This window comes from Pseudoalteromonas sp. SR43-7 (genome assembly GCF_014163785.1).
In the GTDB taxonomy this organism is placed as follows: Bacteria; Pseudomonadota; Gammaproteobacteria; order Enterobacterales; family Alteromonadaceae; genus Pseudoalteromonas; species Pseudoalteromonas distincta.
The window spans coordinates 57,444-73,294 of record NZ_JACJDY010000008.1; the positions used below are offsets into that span (position 1 = coordinate 57,444).

Annotated in this window: 14 protein-coding genes; 6 read left to right on the top strand and 8 right to left on the bottom strand. The window is 37.8% G+C overall.

All coding sequences use genetic code 11. From position 1 onward, the window contains the following. Positions 1-9: 9 nt before the first annotated feature. Both H5087_RS08030 and H5087_RS08035 read left to right on the top strand, forming a co-directional pair. On the top strand, positions 10-1,425 hold the full coding sequence (locus H5087_RS08030; RefSeq protein WP_004335378.1) for an FAD-dependent oxidoreductase: 1,416 nt from the start codon (positions 10-12) through the stop codon (positions 1,423-1,425). 784 nt (positions 1,426-2,209) lie between these two features. Continuing rightward, positions 2,210-3,232 (top strand): GGDEF domain-containing protein, encoded by a 1,023-nt coding sequence (locus tag H5087_RS08035; RefSeq protein ID WP_259397753.1) that lies wholly within the window; start codon positions 2,210-2,212, stop codon positions 3,230-3,232. A 13-nt stretch (positions 3,233-3,245) separates the two neighbouring features. Here H5087_RS08035 and H5087_RS08040 read toward each other — a convergent pair whose 3' ends face one another. The 4 genes from H5087_RS08040 to nadK form a co-directional block, all read right to left on the bottom strand. Then, positions 3,246-3,569 (bottom strand): hypothetical protein, encoded by a 324-nt coding sequence (locus H5087_RS08040; RefSeq protein WP_004335381.1) that lies wholly within the window; start codon positions 3,567-3,569, stop codon positions 3,246-3,248. A 32-nt stretch (positions 3,570-3,601) separates the two neighbouring features. Then, on the bottom strand, positions 3,602-5,275 hold the full coding sequence (recN, locus tag H5087_RS08045; protein ID WP_039487455.1) for a DNA repair protein RecN: 1,674 nt from the start codon (positions 5,273-5,275) through the stop codon (positions 3,602-3,604). Positions 5,276-5,350: 75 nt separating this feature from the next. Beyond that, positions 5,351-5,908, bottom strand: coding sequence for a hypothetical protein (locus H5087_RS08050; RefSeq protein WP_024597393.1), 558 nt, complete (start codon positions 5,906-5,908; stop codon positions 5,351-5,353). Positions 5,909-5,985: 77 nt separating this feature from the next. Beyond that, positions 5,986-6,870 (bottom strand): NAD(+) kinase, encoded by an 885-nt coding sequence (nadK, locus tag H5087_RS08055; protein WP_004335384.1) that lies wholly within the window; start codon positions 6,868-6,870, stop codon positions 5,986-5,988. Between the two features lie 154 nt (positions 6,871-7,024). On the opposite strand from nadK, the gene H5087_RS08060 reads away from it, so the two are divergent. Together H5087_RS08060 and grpE are read left to right on the top strand one after the other, a co-directional pair. Further along, positions 7,025-7,990, top strand: a complete 966-nt coding sequence (locus H5087_RS08060) for an HrcA family transcriptional regulator (RefSeq protein ID WP_004335385.1) — start codon at positions 7,025-7,027, stop codon at positions 7,988-7,990. A gap of 58 nt (positions 7,991-8,048) precedes the next feature. Then, positions 8,049-8,660: a nucleotide exchange factor GrpE gene (gene grpE / locus H5087_RS08065; protein WP_182671679.1), complete on the top strand. Its 612-nt coding sequence runs from the start codon at positions 8,049-8,051 to the stop codon at positions 8,658-8,660. A gap of 26 nt (positions 8,661-8,686) precedes the next feature. On the opposite strand, the gene H5087_RS08070 is transcribed toward grpE, so the two are convergent. Further along, entirely contained in the window at positions 8,687-9,889 is a 1,203-nt protein-coding gene (locus tag H5087_RS08070; RefSeq protein ID WP_182671680.1) for a Bcr/CflA family multidrug efflux MFS transporter, read from the bottom strand. Positions 9,890-10,086: 197 nt separating this feature from the next. Here H5087_RS08070 and H5087_RS08075 point away from each other — a divergent pair, with 197 nt between their 5' ends. After that, a complete protein-coding gene (locus H5087_RS08075; protein WP_182671681.1) occupies positions 10,087-10,884 on the top strand; it encodes a M48 family metallopeptidase in 798 nt (265 codons plus the stop codon). Between the two features lie 110 nt (positions 10,885-10,994). On the opposite strand, the gene H5087_RS08080 is transcribed toward H5087_RS08075, so the two are convergent. The 3 genes from H5087_RS08080 to H5087_RS08090 all read right to left on the bottom strand — a co-directional run bounded on the left by H5087_RS08080 (position 10,995) and on the right by H5087_RS08090 (position 14,444). Next, positions 10,995-12,011 carry an alpha/beta fold hydrolase gene (locus H5087_RS08080; protein WP_182671682.1) on the bottom strand — a complete coding sequence of 339 codons (1,017 nt, stop codon included), beginning with the start codon at positions 12,009-12,011 and terminating at the stop codon, positions 10,995-10,997. A 198-nt stretch (positions 12,012-12,209) separates the two neighbouring features. Beyond that, positions 12,210-12,998 carry a nucleoside-binding protein gene (locus H5087_RS08085; protein WP_182197408.1) on the bottom strand — a complete coding sequence of 263 codons (789 nt, stop codon included), beginning with the start codon at positions 12,996-12,998 and terminating at the stop codon, positions 12,210-12,212. A 132-nt stretch (positions 12,999-13,130) separates the two neighbouring features. Next, entirely contained in the window at positions 13,131-14,444 is a 1,314-nt protein-coding gene (locus tag H5087_RS08090; RefSeq protein WP_182671739.1) for a Na+/H+ antiporter NhaC family protein, read from the bottom strand. 352 nt (positions 14,445-14,796) lie between these two features. Between H5087_RS08090 and dapB the strand changes: the two genes are divergently transcribed. Beyond that, positions 14,797-15,600 carry a 4-hydroxy-tetrahydrodipicolinate reductase gene (gene dapB / locus H5087_RS08095; RefSeq protein ID WP_182671683.1) on the top strand — a complete coding sequence of 268 codons (804 nt, stop codon included), beginning with the start codon at positions 14,797-14,799 and terminating at the stop codon, positions 15,598-15,600. Positions 15,601-15,851 lie beyond the last annotated feature (251 nt).

Consider the following 15,851-nt stretch of genomic DNA (forward strand, 5'->3'; position numbering starts at 1 on the left):
GGGGGCAGTATGAGCGAAAATGTATATCAATTTATAGACGTGCAGCGTGTAGACCCACGCAAAAAACCAATCTCGTCACGTAAAAAATCTTTCGTAGAAATTTACGAACCCTTTTCAGAGAATCAGGTTAACTCACAAGCTGATCGTTGTTTAGATTGTGGTAACCCGTATTGTGAGTGGAAGTGCCCAGTACATAACTACATTCCACAATGGTTAAAGTTAATACGCACAGGTCGTATTATAGAGGCAGCAGAGCTTTCTCATCGTACAAATAGCTTACCAGAGGTTTGTGGGCGTGTTTGCCCACAAGACCGTTTGTGTGAAGGTTCGTGTACATTAGATGAAGAGTTTGGTGCGGTTACAATTGGTAATATTGAAAAATACATTACCGATGAGGCATTTAAAATGGGCTGGAAGCCTGATATGTCTTATGTAACTTGGACCGACAAAAAAGTAGCTATTATTGGTGCGGGCCCAGCTGGTTTAGGGTGTGCTGATATTTTAGTTCGTAACGGCGTAAAACCAGTAGTGTTTGATCGTCACCCAGAAATTGGCGGACTACTCACGTTTGGTATTCCTTCTTTTAAACTTGAAAAAGAAGTGATGCAAAAGCGCCGTGAAATTTTCACTGAAATGGGCGTGGAGTTTAAGTTAAATGTTGAAGTAGGTGTTGATATTACGCTTGATCAAATTTTAGCTGATTACGACGCCGTATTTTTAGGGGTTGGTACGTATCAAAGTATGCGTGCAGGTCTTGAAAATGAAGATGCACCAGGCGTACACGATGCACTCCCGTTCTTGATTGGTAACACTAACCGTGTAATGGGCTATGACGAGACTAAGCAGCCGTGTATTGATATGGCTAACCAAAAAGTAGTTGTACTTGGTGGTGGTGATACAGCGATGGACTGTGTGCGTACGTCTATTCGTCAAAATGCTGCAAAAGTAACGTGTGCTTATCGTCGTGATAAAGAAAATATGCCTGGTTCTAAACGTGAAGTTAAAAACGCCAAAGAAGAAGGCGTTATATTTACCTATAACGTTCAGCCTAAAGGCATTGTATTGAACGATAAAGGTAAAGTAACTGGCGTTAGAATGGTTAAAACTAAATTAGGCGAACCTGACGCAAATGGCAGAAGTCGTGCTGAAGAAGTACCTGGTTCAGAGCATGTGATAGAAGCTGACCAAGTTATTATGGCATTTGGTTTCCAGCCTCACAAAATGGACTGGTTAGAAAAATACGATGTAGAAATAAACCACTGGGGCGGCATTAATGCACCAGAACAAGGTGAATTTACACATCAAACAACGAACCCTAAAATATTTGCTGGTGGCGATATTGTGCGTGGTTCAGATTTAGTGGTAACCGCTATTTTTGAAGGACGTAATGCTGCAGAAGGTATTATGGATTACTTAAAAGTTTAATTGTTCGTATTAATAAAATAAATAAGAAGCAAGCCAACTGGCTTGCTTTTTTTATTGTTTTATTCGAATGTAATGTCAACGTAGTTAGCCACAAACGGTATTATATTAATATCACCTGTAGCATAGCTTTCTTTAGCGACACCTTGAGTTTTTACCTTTAGAGTACTACCAAGAGGGATTATTATGCTTTAGTGTGGGTGAGCTTGTTTCGAGCTAAATACGGATGCTTAGGGCATCTATTAAGCAGCCTTGAGGGTTAATTCATACATCAAACTTTACGCTTTACTTAACCAACACAAGGGTACAGGCATATACTTATAGCAACTCGATTTTTTTGGATTTTCAGTAGTACTAGCTAACGTTATTTGGCCATAATCTGTAGCTTCTTTTGTTGCTTAATATGCTATAACTCTTGTTTGCATCGTTGTATAAATACTTTGATTTGAAGAGTTAATTGATTGGTTGCTTGGCTCAATACATATATACAGTACCGTTAACACCATCTTTAACTACGTGTGTTATATCACTACTTTAACTATTACTATTAGTGCGGGTAGTGTGGGAATAAAAAAGTAAACTTATTTATTTTTTAACCCTTAATATTATTGCATTATCCCTAACAAAGGTAAGTAATGGTTAAAGTATTCGCTTTTATCAACCCGAAATAACTAATCTTAAGAGTTGATTTAAATATAAAGTTGGTCCATTATCGCACGCTGTTTACGGTTTGCTTACTTTTTGTCTACAAGTAAGCTTTTATATATTAATAAAATAAATAGAAATTATGTACGAATATTCAAACAAGTCGGAAAGGAAACTCATTGTTCGATTCTTCTCTTCAATAGGGTTTATAGCAACGTTTTCTATGGCTAGCTTAGCATTTATTAATAGCAGTTATTTATTAGCGTGTACCTTGGTGGTTTCTTCGTTTGTCTATTTATTGGCATTTAGCATAAGTAGGGGAGTAGAGAAGTCAGGCACTATAATTTTATACAACCTTTATGCACTAATGTTTTACCTAGTCCTCACTGGTGGAGCACAAGGAACAGGGCCTATATGGATATTCATAGTGTCTCCTGTTACTTATTCAATACGCGGACTTAAGCGAGGTACATTTGATATAATTTTGTTTTTATTAGCGATTGTTTTAGGCTTTTACTGCGCTGATACATTCAATATATATGACTATAGTCCGGAACAGTTTCCTATCAGAATTATACTCGCTTTTATAATTGTCGCGTCGCTGAGTGGCTACTACGAGTTTTCAAGAGAAAAATACAGCAGTAAAATAATTGCTTTGAGTCAAAAGAATGAATTTTTAGCAACTATAGATCCACTCACCAACCTGCCAAACCGTCGCTATACCATGAATAAGCTTGTGGCTTTTAAAAGTGAGCTGAAAGATAATAATACTCCCTTTGTAATTTTATTAGCTGATGTAGATAATTTTAAAAAAATTAATGATCAATTCGGCCATGATTTTGGCGATGAAGCACTTATTCAGTTAGCTAAAACCTTTGATAAAAGTATTCCAAAAAATGCGATTGCATCACGTTGGGGCGGAGAGGAGTTTTTAATTGTTATCCCAAATGCAACAGTTGAGCAGGGGGAGCAAGTTGCAGAAAAAATCCACAACGCCCTTAAAGCTTCAGCTGTGAGCTTATTTTCAGATAGTACCAATATTGCGCTAAGTATTGGTGTTATCTCTGCAAGTGCCGAACGCTCAATTGATCTTGATATCAAGCGTGCTGATGAACTACTTTATAAAGCAAAAGCGCAAGGTAAAAACAGAACGTGTTCTTCTTAAAAGTTTATCTACTTTAATCCATTGAAAACGAATCAAGTGATGGCTTTATTTTAGCCTTTCTGCGCTTTACGCTCATGTAACACATTGCATTACAGGCAATCTGCATTGTAATTAATAGCCAATAACTGATGCCTAAGTCACTTAGGTTATTTATTTTTTCGCTAGTAAAGTAATAGGCTACGGCGATTATCTGAAGAACTAAAAAGCTATTTAAAAACCTCAGTAAACGCTGTTTAAAGTAAGTATGCTTATATTTACTAAAAATTATTAAACAGCTGCTTAGCGCTAATAAAAACCAACTTAAAATGATACAAAAATTAACTAAAGTACTGTGCATTATTTAATCCTTCAAAGCTCTATTAACCAATATTAGGCATGGGCCATTATTAGTTCTTTAGCATTCGCTTTAGCTGTTTTACTAATATTATCACCACCAAGTAAGCGAGCTATTTCATTAATACGACCATCTTTATTCAAAGGCAGCATATGAGTGAACGTTTCGCCTTGTGCTATTTCTTTAGCTACAAAAAATTGTTGGTGTGCGCTACTAGCAACTTGCGGTAAATGAGTAACACAGATCACTTGAGTAGACTTACCTAACTGGCGCAATAGTTTGCCTACGGCTGATGCTGTAGGGCCAGAAATACCTACATCAACTTCATCAAAAATAAGCGTTGGGGTTGTTACTTTTTGGGCAATAATTACCTGTATAGCAAGGCTAATTCGCGAAAGCTCACCACCTGAGGCTACTTTAGCTAACGGCTGAAGTGGCTGCCCCGGATTAGTTGATACTAAAAACGACACATTATCGTACCCTAAGCTATTAGGTGCGCGGCTACTCTCTTGAGTTAAAGCTATTTCAAATACACCGTTTTCCATCGATAAATTAGCCATGCTTTCACTTATTAGTGTGTTAAGTGTATTAGCATACTCATAGCGACTTTTACTTAGTTCATCGGCAGCTTGCTTATAACTAAGTAACGCGCTTTCTATTTCTGACTCTAGTTGCTCCAGACGATTACTATTATTACTTATTGACTCAAGCTCCTGAGCAATCGATTGATGAAACTCAACTAGCTGCTGTGGTTTTATGTGATGCTTACGCGCTAAATCCATCGCACCGCTTAGTCTATTTTCTACTTCACCTAAACGAGCAGGATCTAAATCTGCTTGCTCAGTATAATTTCGAACTTCACGGCTTGCTTCTTCAACTTGTACTGCGGCTTCACTAAGGAGGGCTGCTACGCCCGCTAAGCTTTCGTCGTATTGAGCCAGCTCAGCGAATTGTTGGGCACTGTGCTGCAGCATTGAACAAGCATTTTGTTCATCACTTTCATATAAATATTGTAATTCACGTTGGCACGATTCTAATATTGTTTGGCTGTTACTAAGTTTGTAATGCTCGGCCTCAATTAAATCAAACTCACCTTCTTGTAAGGCAAACTCATCGAGCTCTGCAACTTGGTATTCTAACAATTGTTTTTGCGCTGCTTGTTGCTGCTGTTGTTGTTCTAAATGTTTAAATTCTTTTTGTAAGTTAGCAAACTGTTTATAGTTGTTATTTACATCATTTACTAAGTGGTGATGTCCTGCATAAGCATCTAAAAGCTGTAACTGATGCTCAGCTTTTAATAAGTGTTGGTGGGCATGTTGTCCATGAATAGATATTAAATATTGACCAAGTTCTTTTAATTGTGATGCGGTAACGGCACTGCCATTAATATAGCTTTTACTGCGTCCATTTTTGCAAACAACACGACGCAATAAACATTCATTATCGTCATTGTTTAGCATATGTTGCTCTAAAAACGATTGAGCTAGCGGTAAATCTGTTAGGTCAAATTGAGCGCATACTTCTGCTTTATCAGAGCTTGGGCGCACTGCTGATGCTTCAGCTCGTTCACCTAAACATAATGATAGCGCATCAATAGCAATAGATTTACCAGCGCCTGTCTCGCCAGTGATCGCGGTCATACCGCTGCGCCATTCTGTGCTTAAATTACTAACAATTGCAAAATTTTTAACTTCTAAACCAATTAACATACTGTTTATCCATCCAGTCAATTGACTGTTAATTTATACAGTGTTTTGGTTTTTTGCAAATTAATTTTTTATTATTTATGCAACGCTTACATCTTGAGTAAATTGTGTATCAGAAGTTTTTGGAGAGGTATCAATTTGATCATCAACAATATCAGTAGCTTGTATAATGTCTTCGGTTTTAAGTAGCCCGATAAGTGGAGGTAAAGTATTTAGGTAAAAACTCTTATTGTATAAAATTCCTTGCTGAGGTAACTCAGATACAAAGTACTGTATATTATCAATCAATGGCTGGATTATATTCGTTTGATTAGTTTTAATTAACTCGTTGGACAACGTATTAATTAGTAGGTCAGCGGTATCTTCAAGTTGTTGCAAATTCTCGTCTGTATGCGATTGCACAACAAAAAAATTATTTACAATAGCTTGAATACGAGGAACGTATTTTGGGCGAATTATTTTAGCATCAAGAAGATCATTAAGCTTTGCTTTAAGGCGTGAATTTACATGCGAAACACGTTCATTAAATAGCTTTTTTCTAGCTTCGATTGCTTTTTTGCGATTACTCTCAATTTTGAGGTAACTGTATAAAAGTGTAATTAATAGCAGTAAAGCAAAGAATACTACATAAGTCATTGCTACTCGTTCCTAAATTATTTGATTATTATTTTAAGCCGCCATTTTGCTTTATAGTACTAAATTTGGCAATAAAATTAGTACAAACGACTACCCCAATTTAGTTTTGTACGTAAAACGTTGTAGTACGAATAATTTTTTGGATGAATTAAGCGCAATTGTTTATCCGCTTTTTTAATTACTACCTCATCGCCGGGTAATACGGCAAGCACAACATGGCTGTCGCAACTTACTTGTAAGCTATCTGTATTTTCTAGGCTTAGCTTTAAGCGTACTTCGTTATCGGCATCGACCACTAAAGGTCTGCTAGATAAGGTATGAGGAAACATAGGCACTAACGATATTGCATTTAGCTCTGGCGTTAAAATTGGCCCGCCACCTGAAAGTGAATATGCCGTAGAGCCAGTAGGGGTTGATACTATTAAACCGTCAGAGCGCTGAGAAAACACAAAGTCATTATTTATAAAAGCTTCAAACTCAATCATATGCGCTACTTTATCGGCATGAAGTACCGCTTCGTTAACGGCAGAATTTGCACTCTTTAATTCGTTGTGGCGATATACTTCTACTTCTAATAAAAAGCGTTTTTCTTCAAGGTACTCACCACTGAGGACTTGCTCTAAGCTCGCTTCAAACCCTTCAGGGTTTAAATCAGTTAAAAAGCCAAGGTTACCTCTATTTACTCCAATTACAGCAATGTTAAAGCGCGCAAGCACGCGTGCAGCACCAAGCATGTTACCGTCACCGCCTACAACAATAGCTAAATCGGCTTGTTCTCCTAAGTCGACTAACTTAACAAGTTTGTCATGCGGGATATCGTCTAATTGACTCCCTGTGCGTTTTTCTACTATTACCTCAAAACCAAGCGCAAGTAAAAATGTATGTAAGCGCTGAAGGGTAGCAGCGGCTCCCGGGTGATTAGGTTTGCCAATTAGGCCAATGGTATTAAAAGGAGAGTCCATAATGTACGCACAAAAAGATTTAATAATTGTAGAGTAACTCAAAACAGAAGTGTTTGAAAATACAGATTATAGCAATATTATAAACCTTCAATTTTATTCGCAGTGAGTTAACTGCACGACTTGAAAAACAACTAAACGCCCCGATATCTCTTTCATGCAACAAGATGTAGATACCATGAAACTAAACTCACGAGATCAGCAAATTTTTTCAGCTGTTATGAACATGTACTGTAATGGTGAAGGCTTGCCTGTTCCATCAACAAAAATTGCCAAGCTCAAAGGCATGGCAGTATGCTCGGCTACGGTTCGTAATGCTATGGCTCGCTTAGAAAAAGTGGGGCTATTGTATTCACCTCATACATCTGCAGGACGAGTGCCCACAAATGAAGGGTTTGATTATTGGTTTGACGAGTTTTTTCCACTCGCTGACATTGCTAATTATTGGCAACCAGAGCAATCACAACTCGTTGAACTAGCACATGGTTTGAGCCAAAAATACCAAATATGTTGTTGTGTTGGTTTACCACAAGCCAGCTCGCAGCAAGTGTTTAGAGTAGAAGTGCTTGATTTTGATTCTACCGACTGGCTTATTCTATTAATAGACAGGGCTGGGCAGAGCCACAACATTTGTATTGATAAACCTCATGATTCGTCAGACTCTGTTCGTTATCAGTTTGCAACATGGTTGAACACCGTATTTAGCCAACAAACTCTTATGGAGGGTTTGTATCGTATGCAGGCGATGGCAAATACAGCGCCTCGAAATTGTCATGATTCGCTTAATCAATGGACGCGACAACTAAGTCAAAAATTAGGCTCAGATAATAGTATTGTAGTTGGCGAAAATTACCTCTATAAACAAATCGATTGTGAGCAAAGTTTAAATATTGGTGTTTCGTTTTTAAATTATGTAGAAGATAAACTCGCTTTTAAAAACGGTGTCTCGGTACTTAATAGCGAAAAATTGCCTTTTACTGAGTGTGATGAATTGATCGTAATAAGCGTGCCGTACTTTCAAAATCAAGAATACCAAAGCCGCTTTTGTATAATTTGCCCTAAATCAGCGCAAATTGAAGAAATAATTCGAGAATTTAAATTAATTGAGGCATCTAACTCTTGAATCTTTTTATTCAATCCCCATAATTACCGCAGTTGTAAAGAATTGGAGCACGTATTTTATGTCTGAGCAGACACAAAACCCTGAGCAAGAAGTAGAATTAAACGAAGAAATTTCTAAAATGCAGGCTGATGTAGAAGCAGCAGTAGAAGCCGCTGATCAACATGCAGAAGAAGAGCAAAGCCCTGAAGCAGAAATAGCTATGCTATATGCAGAGCTTGAAGCTGCTAAACAAACTATTGCTGATCAAAAAGATGGTGTTGTTCGTGCTGCAGCAGACGTAGACAACATTCGTCGTCGTGCAGCACAAGATGTAGAAAAAGCGCATAAGTTTGCACTAGAAAAATTTGCTAACGAATTACTACCTGTAATTGATAATCTTGAGCGTGCTATTGAGTTTTCTGATAAAAAAAATGAGACTCTAAAGCCGTTGCTTGAAGGTATCGATATGACAGTTAAAAGCTTTAACGATGCTGTTGCAAAGTTTGGTGTTGAAATTGTAAACCCACAAGGTGAGCAGTTTAATCCAGATTTTCATCAAGCAATGTCAATTCAACCAAGTAACGATGTAACACCTAATACAGTACTTGCTGTTATGCAAAAAGGTTACACATTGAATGGTCGTTTATTACGCCCTGCAATGGTTATGGTTTCTAAAGCTGCTGATGCTTAATTGAATTATTAGTTTTAAAAAATGCCTCATATTGAGGCATTTTTTTTGTCTTTTTTATAGTGAATTAACTGTACGAGCATAGTAAGCAAAACCGCGCTAAACATTAGACTTGAAAATGGCACTGCGCTTTTTGCATGCATAATAGCGAGTAGTGGGCCAACTAATGCGCCACTGCCAAAACGAAGTGTGCCAATTACGGCCGTTGCCGTGCCTGTGTTTTTTTCAAACTTCATTAATATTAGCGAGTCAGCATTACTTGCAGTGACGCCTAAGCTCATCATTAATGGCGCAATAGCAGCCACAATATAATAAAGTGATAAGTGTAATAAGCTAAATGTTAACAAAGCCAGCCCCGATACAAATCCAAATGTAAGCCCAATATAGAGCATTTTTCGAGAGCCCAGCCTTGGTACAATTCGCGTATTTAAAAAGTTACCAAACATCAGCGCCATTACATTAAACGCAAATAACACACCAAATAACTGTTCTGACACTTCATATAAATCTAAATAAATAAATGGTACTGAGGTCAAAAAGCAAAAAAATCCAAACGATACAAACATAGAACTGAGTATGTCGGCACGTGCATCTTTATTACTGAGCACTGTTTTATAGCTGTCGAAAAACAGAGCGAGACCCTTTTTTTCGTTTTTGTGAATAGGAATATCAATTAGATACACTTGCACTAACGCCAATATTAAAAAGCTATATCCAGCAAGAACCAAGAATATTGTTGACCAAACAGAAAATCCTAAGATAAACGAACCAACAGAGGGGGCAACTAACGGTGCTACCATCATGATCATCGATACATATGACATTCCTTTAGCTGTATTTTGCTGATAAATATGGCGAATAATACCCGGTACTACTACCGTTGCTGCCGCTCCCGTAAATGCTTGCACTGCTCTAAGAGTCCAAAAAGCATGGATTTCGGTGGTAAATGCCAGTGCAAGTGAGCTTGCACCAAATAAGGTTAAGCCGGTACGTGCAAGCTTACGGCGGCCAATTTGATCGGCAATGGGGCCAAAAAATAGCATCCCTAATGAATAGCCTGCTAAGTAAATACTCAACGATATTTGTACATTGGGCATATTAGTGTGTAAATCGTTTGCAATTACCAGCATGGCAGGTAAGTACATATCTATCGCCAATGGCGTAATCGCCACTATACTGGCTAATAAAGGCAATAAAATACGGGTATTAAAAGACGAGGCTGAGGCGTCCATGTGTAAACTCAACAATCACTAAAAACAAGGGTTATAGTGTAACAGGGCATTGTATTTGGATAAACTTAGTTTGCCCGCTAAGTTTATCGTCATATTGCTTATTTTTAATATAACGGTACATAAAGCAAATATTTTAAATTGGTACTGTGTTTGCTATTCTACAAGCAATAAAAAATTCATTACTTAAGAGAATTATCATGAAAAAACTAGTACTTGCAGTATTAGCGACAGCCGTTTTAGCTGGTTGTAAAACGTCACCAACAGGACGTACTCAAATAGCGCTTTACTCAGATCAACAAATGAGTGAAATGGGCACAGCTAGCTTTGCAGATATGAAAAAAAGCCAACCAATTAATAAAGATCCAAAAACAAATGCATATGTAAATTGCATTGCTGAAAAAGTAGTCGCTGTATTACCAAAAGAATACGCGTCGCAAAATTGGGAAGTAGTGGTATTTGAAGATGAATCTGCTAACGCTTTTGCACTACCTGGTGGTTACATTGGGGTTCATACGGGCTTATTAAAAATAGCCACCAATCAAGACCAACTAGCAACAGTACTAGGGCATGAAGTAGGGCACGTAATTGCTGAACATTCTAATGAGCGTGTTTCACAAAGCTCTATTTTAGATACCGGTATGCAGCTTGGTAGTGCTGCACTTGAAATGGGTAATATTCAATACCGTAACGAAATTATGCAAGGCTTAGGTTTGGGCGCACAATATGGAGTTGTTTTACCATTTAGCCGCTCTCACGAATCAGAAGCCGATACTATAGGTCTGGATTTAATGGCACAGGCTGGTTTTAACCCACAAGAGTCAGTAACCCTTTGGCAAAATATGAGTGCAGCAGGTAGTGGTACAACCCCTGAGTTCTTATCAACTCACCCAGCGCCAAGTAACCGTATTAAAAATTTACAAGCGCAAATGAGTAAAGCACTTAGCGAGCAAAGCACTGCTAAAGCACAGGGTAAAAACCCACAATGCACACTGTAGTTAAGCGCTTTACTATTTGAAGTAGTGTGCGTTTAGTATTAATGCGTAATTAAAATAAAACCCCTGTAGGTATTTACCTACAGGGGTTTTATTTTAGTTTTTAAGCGTGGTTATTCAGAAGCAAGTGCTTGTTTAAATACATTTTTAAAGCGTTCAAAATCTTCAATGTGCGGCAGGTGCCCTAAATTATCCAGTTCAAATAATTGTGCGTCAGGTATAAGTGTTGCAGCGTGTTTGCCTAATTTATCATATCGACCAAGCTCGTAATCAACACCGTCTTTTTTCCAGTTACGGCCAGGGCCAGTTCTATCGCGTGTACCAATAATTAATTTAACCGGTACAGTTAAATCTTTAAATTCGGTTATTACAGGTTGAGTGAAAATCATATCGTATGTTTTTGCATTTACCCATGCCATTTGTTCTTTATCTGGGCCTTGTATTTGCCCTGTTATAAAGTCGGTTAAGGCTGAATATGTGGCATTCCACTTACCATCGTAGTAATTTTTTTGTTGGTATTTTCTTACGCCTTCTGGCGTTTTTGAAAATTCGTTTTTATAGAAAAAATTTGTATCTTTGTAATCAACATACTGCAGATAGTTTTCAAGCCCAATAGGGTTAAGTAAAATTAATTTACTAGTTGTGTTTGGGTACATTAATGCAAAACGACTCGCTAGCATCCCACCCATAGAGTGCCCTAATACAATTGACTCTTTTATATTAAGTGAGTCCATTAACGCATGAGTATGGTTAGCAAGAGCCGCAAATGAATACTGGTAATTAGTTGGTTTAGATGATTTTCCAAAACCAATTTGATCAGGAATTAATACGCCGTAGCCTAAAGATTGCAGGTATTGCGCAGTGGTAGTCCAGTAATCTGCATTAAAATTTTTGCCGTGCATAAGCGTCACTGTAGGCATGTCGGATTTGGTAGGCTTTAAGTAAATATAGGCCATTTTAAGAGACTGTTTTTGTGACTCAATGTTAAAGTAATTTACTTTAAAGTCGTACTGGTAACTGCTTAAAAGCGCATCATAAGAAAGTGAAGAGGTATCTTGCGTTGTGCTCGCTAATGCATTGTTTGTTAATAACAATAAAGTAGAAAAGCAAATAACTTTAATCGACGACATTTGGTTACTCCAATTAAGGACAAATAATATTAGCTCTAATATATAAAACTCAGAATAATTCATTATAGTAATCAAACATTAAGTACTATTCAATTGAGGCTTTGTCATGCTCAACGTTGTTTAATTTGGGGATGAAAAAAGCGAAGCTAAAAGAGAGCTTCGCTTATTAATGTAGGGTAAAACGAGTATCGTTAAAGCTTAAAACGTCCACTCAATATGGATTTGTGGCACTGACTCAGTGACTTCAGTACCTAGTTTATTGTGCCAGTATTGTAATTCCATACCCAACAGTAGTGTGTTTTCTTTCATTTGAATAGCATGCCCCATATCCCATACTAAAATAGGCTGTGCGAGTATCCACGCCTCTACATCGTTACCAAATTCATCTTCACGCTCTGCAATGTATTCAGCGTGGCCTTTAAAGCTAAATTTTTGTGAGCCAATAGTGAAAGGATATTCAAAAGCTACATCAAGCATCCAGCTATTTGTTTCAATAGGAGCACCGCCTTTTGCTACACCTTCACTATCGTCAATGTAAGCTGTGAACAGCGTTTGAAAAAAGTTAAATCCAGGTACATCCCAGCTTAATTTAACACCAGGCAAGTATTTCATTACTTTAGAGTCACCAGCAACGTTAATACCACCGGTAAGGCCCACATCTAATAATGCGCCTGCGCCAATTTTTTCGCCGCTAATGGCCGACAAGCTTACCGTTGAATACCACTCACCATAAAAATCAGCATCTTGGTAACCATCATCGGTATCGTCTTTACTGTAATCGATAAAAAAGAAGTTATCGCCGTAATCGTAACCCGATGCATGTTGAACCGAGTAAACAGTGGTGTTTGACTCTTGCTCAGTGAATGGGTTTTTTTGGTTGCCATTATTAATATGTAGTGCTGTGCTGCTCCAATTAGCCGCAAAAGCAGAAGACGATAAAGCAATTGATGTAAAAGTAACGAGAGGAAGTAATTTTTTAAATTTCATATCTGTATTTAACTATAATTTTAGTGACACGCGAAGGCGCGCATTATAGCAAAAGTGATTGATATGTAGAGTATTATTTTAACATATGTTGCAGCTTACTTATTAAGCTGCAACATAGTGTCGGTGTTTAAACTATGCTTTATTACGGCGTAAGCAAATAACTGAAATGGCTGTAAATGCTAAAATAAAGCAGTAATAAGAAGACGTTGATACTTCCCACGGGCTAATTTTAAACGTAGCACCTAATAACAATGCTTGGGCACCGTATGGCAATGAACCCTGTGTAACACAGGCAAATATATCAAGTAAACTGGCAGAGCGTTTACCGCTTATTTCACCGTCATCTGCTAGCTTTTTAGCAATAGGACCCGCGACAATAATAGACACTGTGTTATTAGCAATACATACATTACTTGTTAAAACTAACGCAGCGATACCTAATTGATCTGCCACTTTACGGTGCCATTTTGCAATGATTTTAGTAATCGCTTGAATTTTTTGAGCAATGTAATCAAGACCACCGTTGATACGAATAAATTCAGATAAGCCACCAATAAACATAGAAAGTAAAAATATTTCCTGCATATCAGTAAAGCCTTTGTAAATGTCTTTTACAAAGCTTGCGCCTTCGTAACTTCCTGTAAAGCCCATTAATGCGGCAAAAATAATACCGCTAAACAACACTACAAATACGTTCAAGCCAGCAACTGCTAACACTAAAATAAAGGCATAAGGAAGTACCAACCAAATATCATAGTCTTTAGTTTCAACTACTTGTGCAGCAGGTGTTAAATAAAACAACAGGGCGATTGTTAGAATGGCTGCAGGGACTGCAATTTTAAGATTTTCTTTAAACTTGTCTTTCATTTCACAGCCCTGCGTGCGCGTAGCTGCAATAGTGGTGTCTGAAATAATAGATAAGTTATCGCCAAACATAGCGCCAGATACAATCGTACCTGCCATTAATGCTGGGTCTATACCTGTTTTAATTGATACCGCATAAGCGATAGGGCCAATGGCGCCAATCGTACCCATTGACGTTCCCATTGCAGTAGAAACAACGGCCGCAATTAAAAACAAACCAGGGAGCAATAACGAAGGTGGAATAAGTGATAAGCCTGCATTTACTACCGCATCTACTCCACCGGTTGCACTTGCCACAGCCGAAAAGGCACCTGCAAGTAAGTAGATTAAACACATGGTAATAATATTGTTGTGTCCGGCACCTTTAATAAAGGTCTCTACACATTGGTTTACCGTGCCTTTATTTAAAATAAACGCAAGCATGATGGCGGGCAATATAGCAACAGGTGCAGGTAGTTGGTAAAAAGCATAATCAACCCCTTGCGATTGCAAATACAAACCTGAGCCTAAAAATAGCGCTACAAAGGTAAGTAGGGGAAGTAAAGAAAGTATTGCTTTGTTTTTATTAAATGATGGCTGCATCATAATCCTCATAACCAGTAAAATTTATCACAGCCAAAACTCCTCTTTTAGCTGAATTTAGCAGTACAACTTTTTATTTAAAAAATTGTTAGCCGCAGCGTCCGCAAGCCAAAGACCAAATCGACGCGAAAGAGAAGTTTAAATGTATAGATGGCTAAAGTAAACTGGTATTGTTATTATTATTAAATTAAAAGGTCACCTGACTATTGCATGACTTTTAGATAATATCTATGAAGCAACGCGATTTTCAGCGATTAATATTTATCCAACTGCATAAAAATACCCACCTGCGTATTTTTAATGCCCGGATATATGGCTAATAAACGGATTCAAATTAAATTAGGTAAAAACCATGACTACAAATCGAATAGGTGTTTTTGGTGCCAACGGCAGAATGGGCTTAGCCCTATTAGAAGCCGCGACAATTAAAGAGCAAACACAACTTACAGGCGCATATGTTCGTAGTGGTTCATCGCTATTAGGCATTAATGTAAATCAAGTAAATAGCGCAGCCGATAACAGTGTTAGCTTTAGCGACGAAAGTACAATAGATGATGTAGATGTTTTAATCGACTTTACGCTGCCAGCGGGTATGAAAAACCATTTAAAAACAGCTGTTGCACAAAAAATTCCTATGGTGATTGGCACTACAGGTTTAACAAATGATGATATGGCGCTATTACACGATGCCGCTAAACATATCCCTATTGTATTTGCGCGAAATTACAGCGTAGGTGTCAATGTATTACTTAACCTTGTGCAAACTGCAGCGACTAAGTTTGGTGACGATTTAGATATCGAAATATTTGAAGCGCATCACCGTCATAAAATAGATGCACCATCGGGTACTGCACTGGCAATAGGTGAGTCAATCGCGCAAGCGAAAGGCTGGGATCACGACCAGGTTGCGGTATATGACCGAAGCCAAGTAGAAACAGCGAAATCTCAAAATGAGATTGGTTATTCTGTCCTAAGAGGGGGCGATATAGTAGGTGAACATACCGCATACTTCGCTACAATGGGCGAAAGGCTTGAATTAACACATAAAGCAAGTTCGAGAATGACGTTCGCTCTAGGTGCTATAAGGGCTGCAAGCTGGTTAAAAAACAAACCTGATGGACTTTATGATATGCAAGATGTGCTAGATCTTAAGTAGTTTAGTTACTATTTTAACTGTTTGGGTCTAATTTCACCTACAGTGACTTATTTGTAACAATTAACCAAATAATGTTAGACCTAAATAGCAACTTCATGTAATATGCAGCCAATTTGCCAAAAATTACTAAATGCGTGTTTCCAATTATACCCAAGTGGCTAGTAAATCCAGGGTTTCAGTGGGAATGAAAATAGTTTTAGGCAAGAAAAATGATTGAAGGTTGAATGCTTTACATCTGCATCATTTAAGAC

Bases quoted from the DNA above. Each gene is read 5' to 3' on its own strand.
- H5087_RS08080 (WP_182671682.1), bottom strand. From the start codon at position 12,011: ATGTCGTCGATTAAAGTTATTTGCTTTTCTACTTTATTGTTATTAACA.
- H5087_RS08040 (WP_004335381.1), bottom strand. From the start codon at position 3,569: ATGCACAGTACTTTAGTTAATTTTTGTATCATTTTAAGTTGGTTTTTA.
- H5087_RS08035 (WP_259397753.1), top strand. From the start codon at position 2,210: ATGTACGAATATTCAAACAAGTCGGAAAGGAAACTCATTGTTCGATTC.
- dapB (WP_182671683.1), top strand. From the start codon at position 14,797: ATGACTACAAATCGAATAGGTGTTTTTGGTGCCAACGGCAGAATGGGC.
- H5087_RS08075 (WP_182671681.1), top strand. From the start codon at position 10,087: ATGAAAAAACTAGTACTTGCAGTATTAGCGACAGCCGTTTTAGCTGGT.
- H5087_RS08060 (WP_004335385.1), top strand. From the start codon at position 7,025: ATGCAACAAGATGTAGATACCATGAAACTAAACTCACGAGATCAGCAA.
- nadK (WP_004335384.1), bottom strand. From the start codon at position 6,870: ATGGACTCTCCTTTTAATACCATTGGCCTAATTGGCAAACCTAATCAC.
- H5087_RS08070 (WP_182671680.1), bottom strand. From the start codon at position 9,889: ATGGACGCCTCAGCCTCGTCTTTTAATACCCGTATTTTATTGCCTTTA.
- H5087_RS08050 (WP_024597393.1), bottom strand. From the start codon at position 5,908: ATGACTTATGTAGTATTCTTTGCTTTACTGCTATTAATTACACTTTTA.
- H5087_RS08030 (WP_004335378.1), top strand. From the start codon at position 10: ATGAGCGAAAATGTATATCAATTTATAGACGTGCAGCGTGTAGACCCA.
- grpE (WP_182671679.1), top strand. From the start codon at position 8,049: ATGTCTGAGCAGACACAAAACCCTGAGCAAGAAGTAGAATTAAACGAA.
- H5087_RS08090 (WP_182671739.1), bottom strand. From the start codon at position 14,444: ATGCAGCCATCATTTAATAAAAACAAAGCAATACTTTCTTTACTTCCC.
- recN (WP_039487455.1), bottom strand. From the start codon at position 5,275: ATGTTAATTGGTTTAGAAGTTAAAAATTTTGCAATTGTTAGTAATTTA.
- H5087_RS08085 (WP_182197408.1), bottom strand. From the start codon at position 12,998: ATGAAATTTAAAAAATTACTTCCTCTCGTTACTTTTACATCAATTGCT.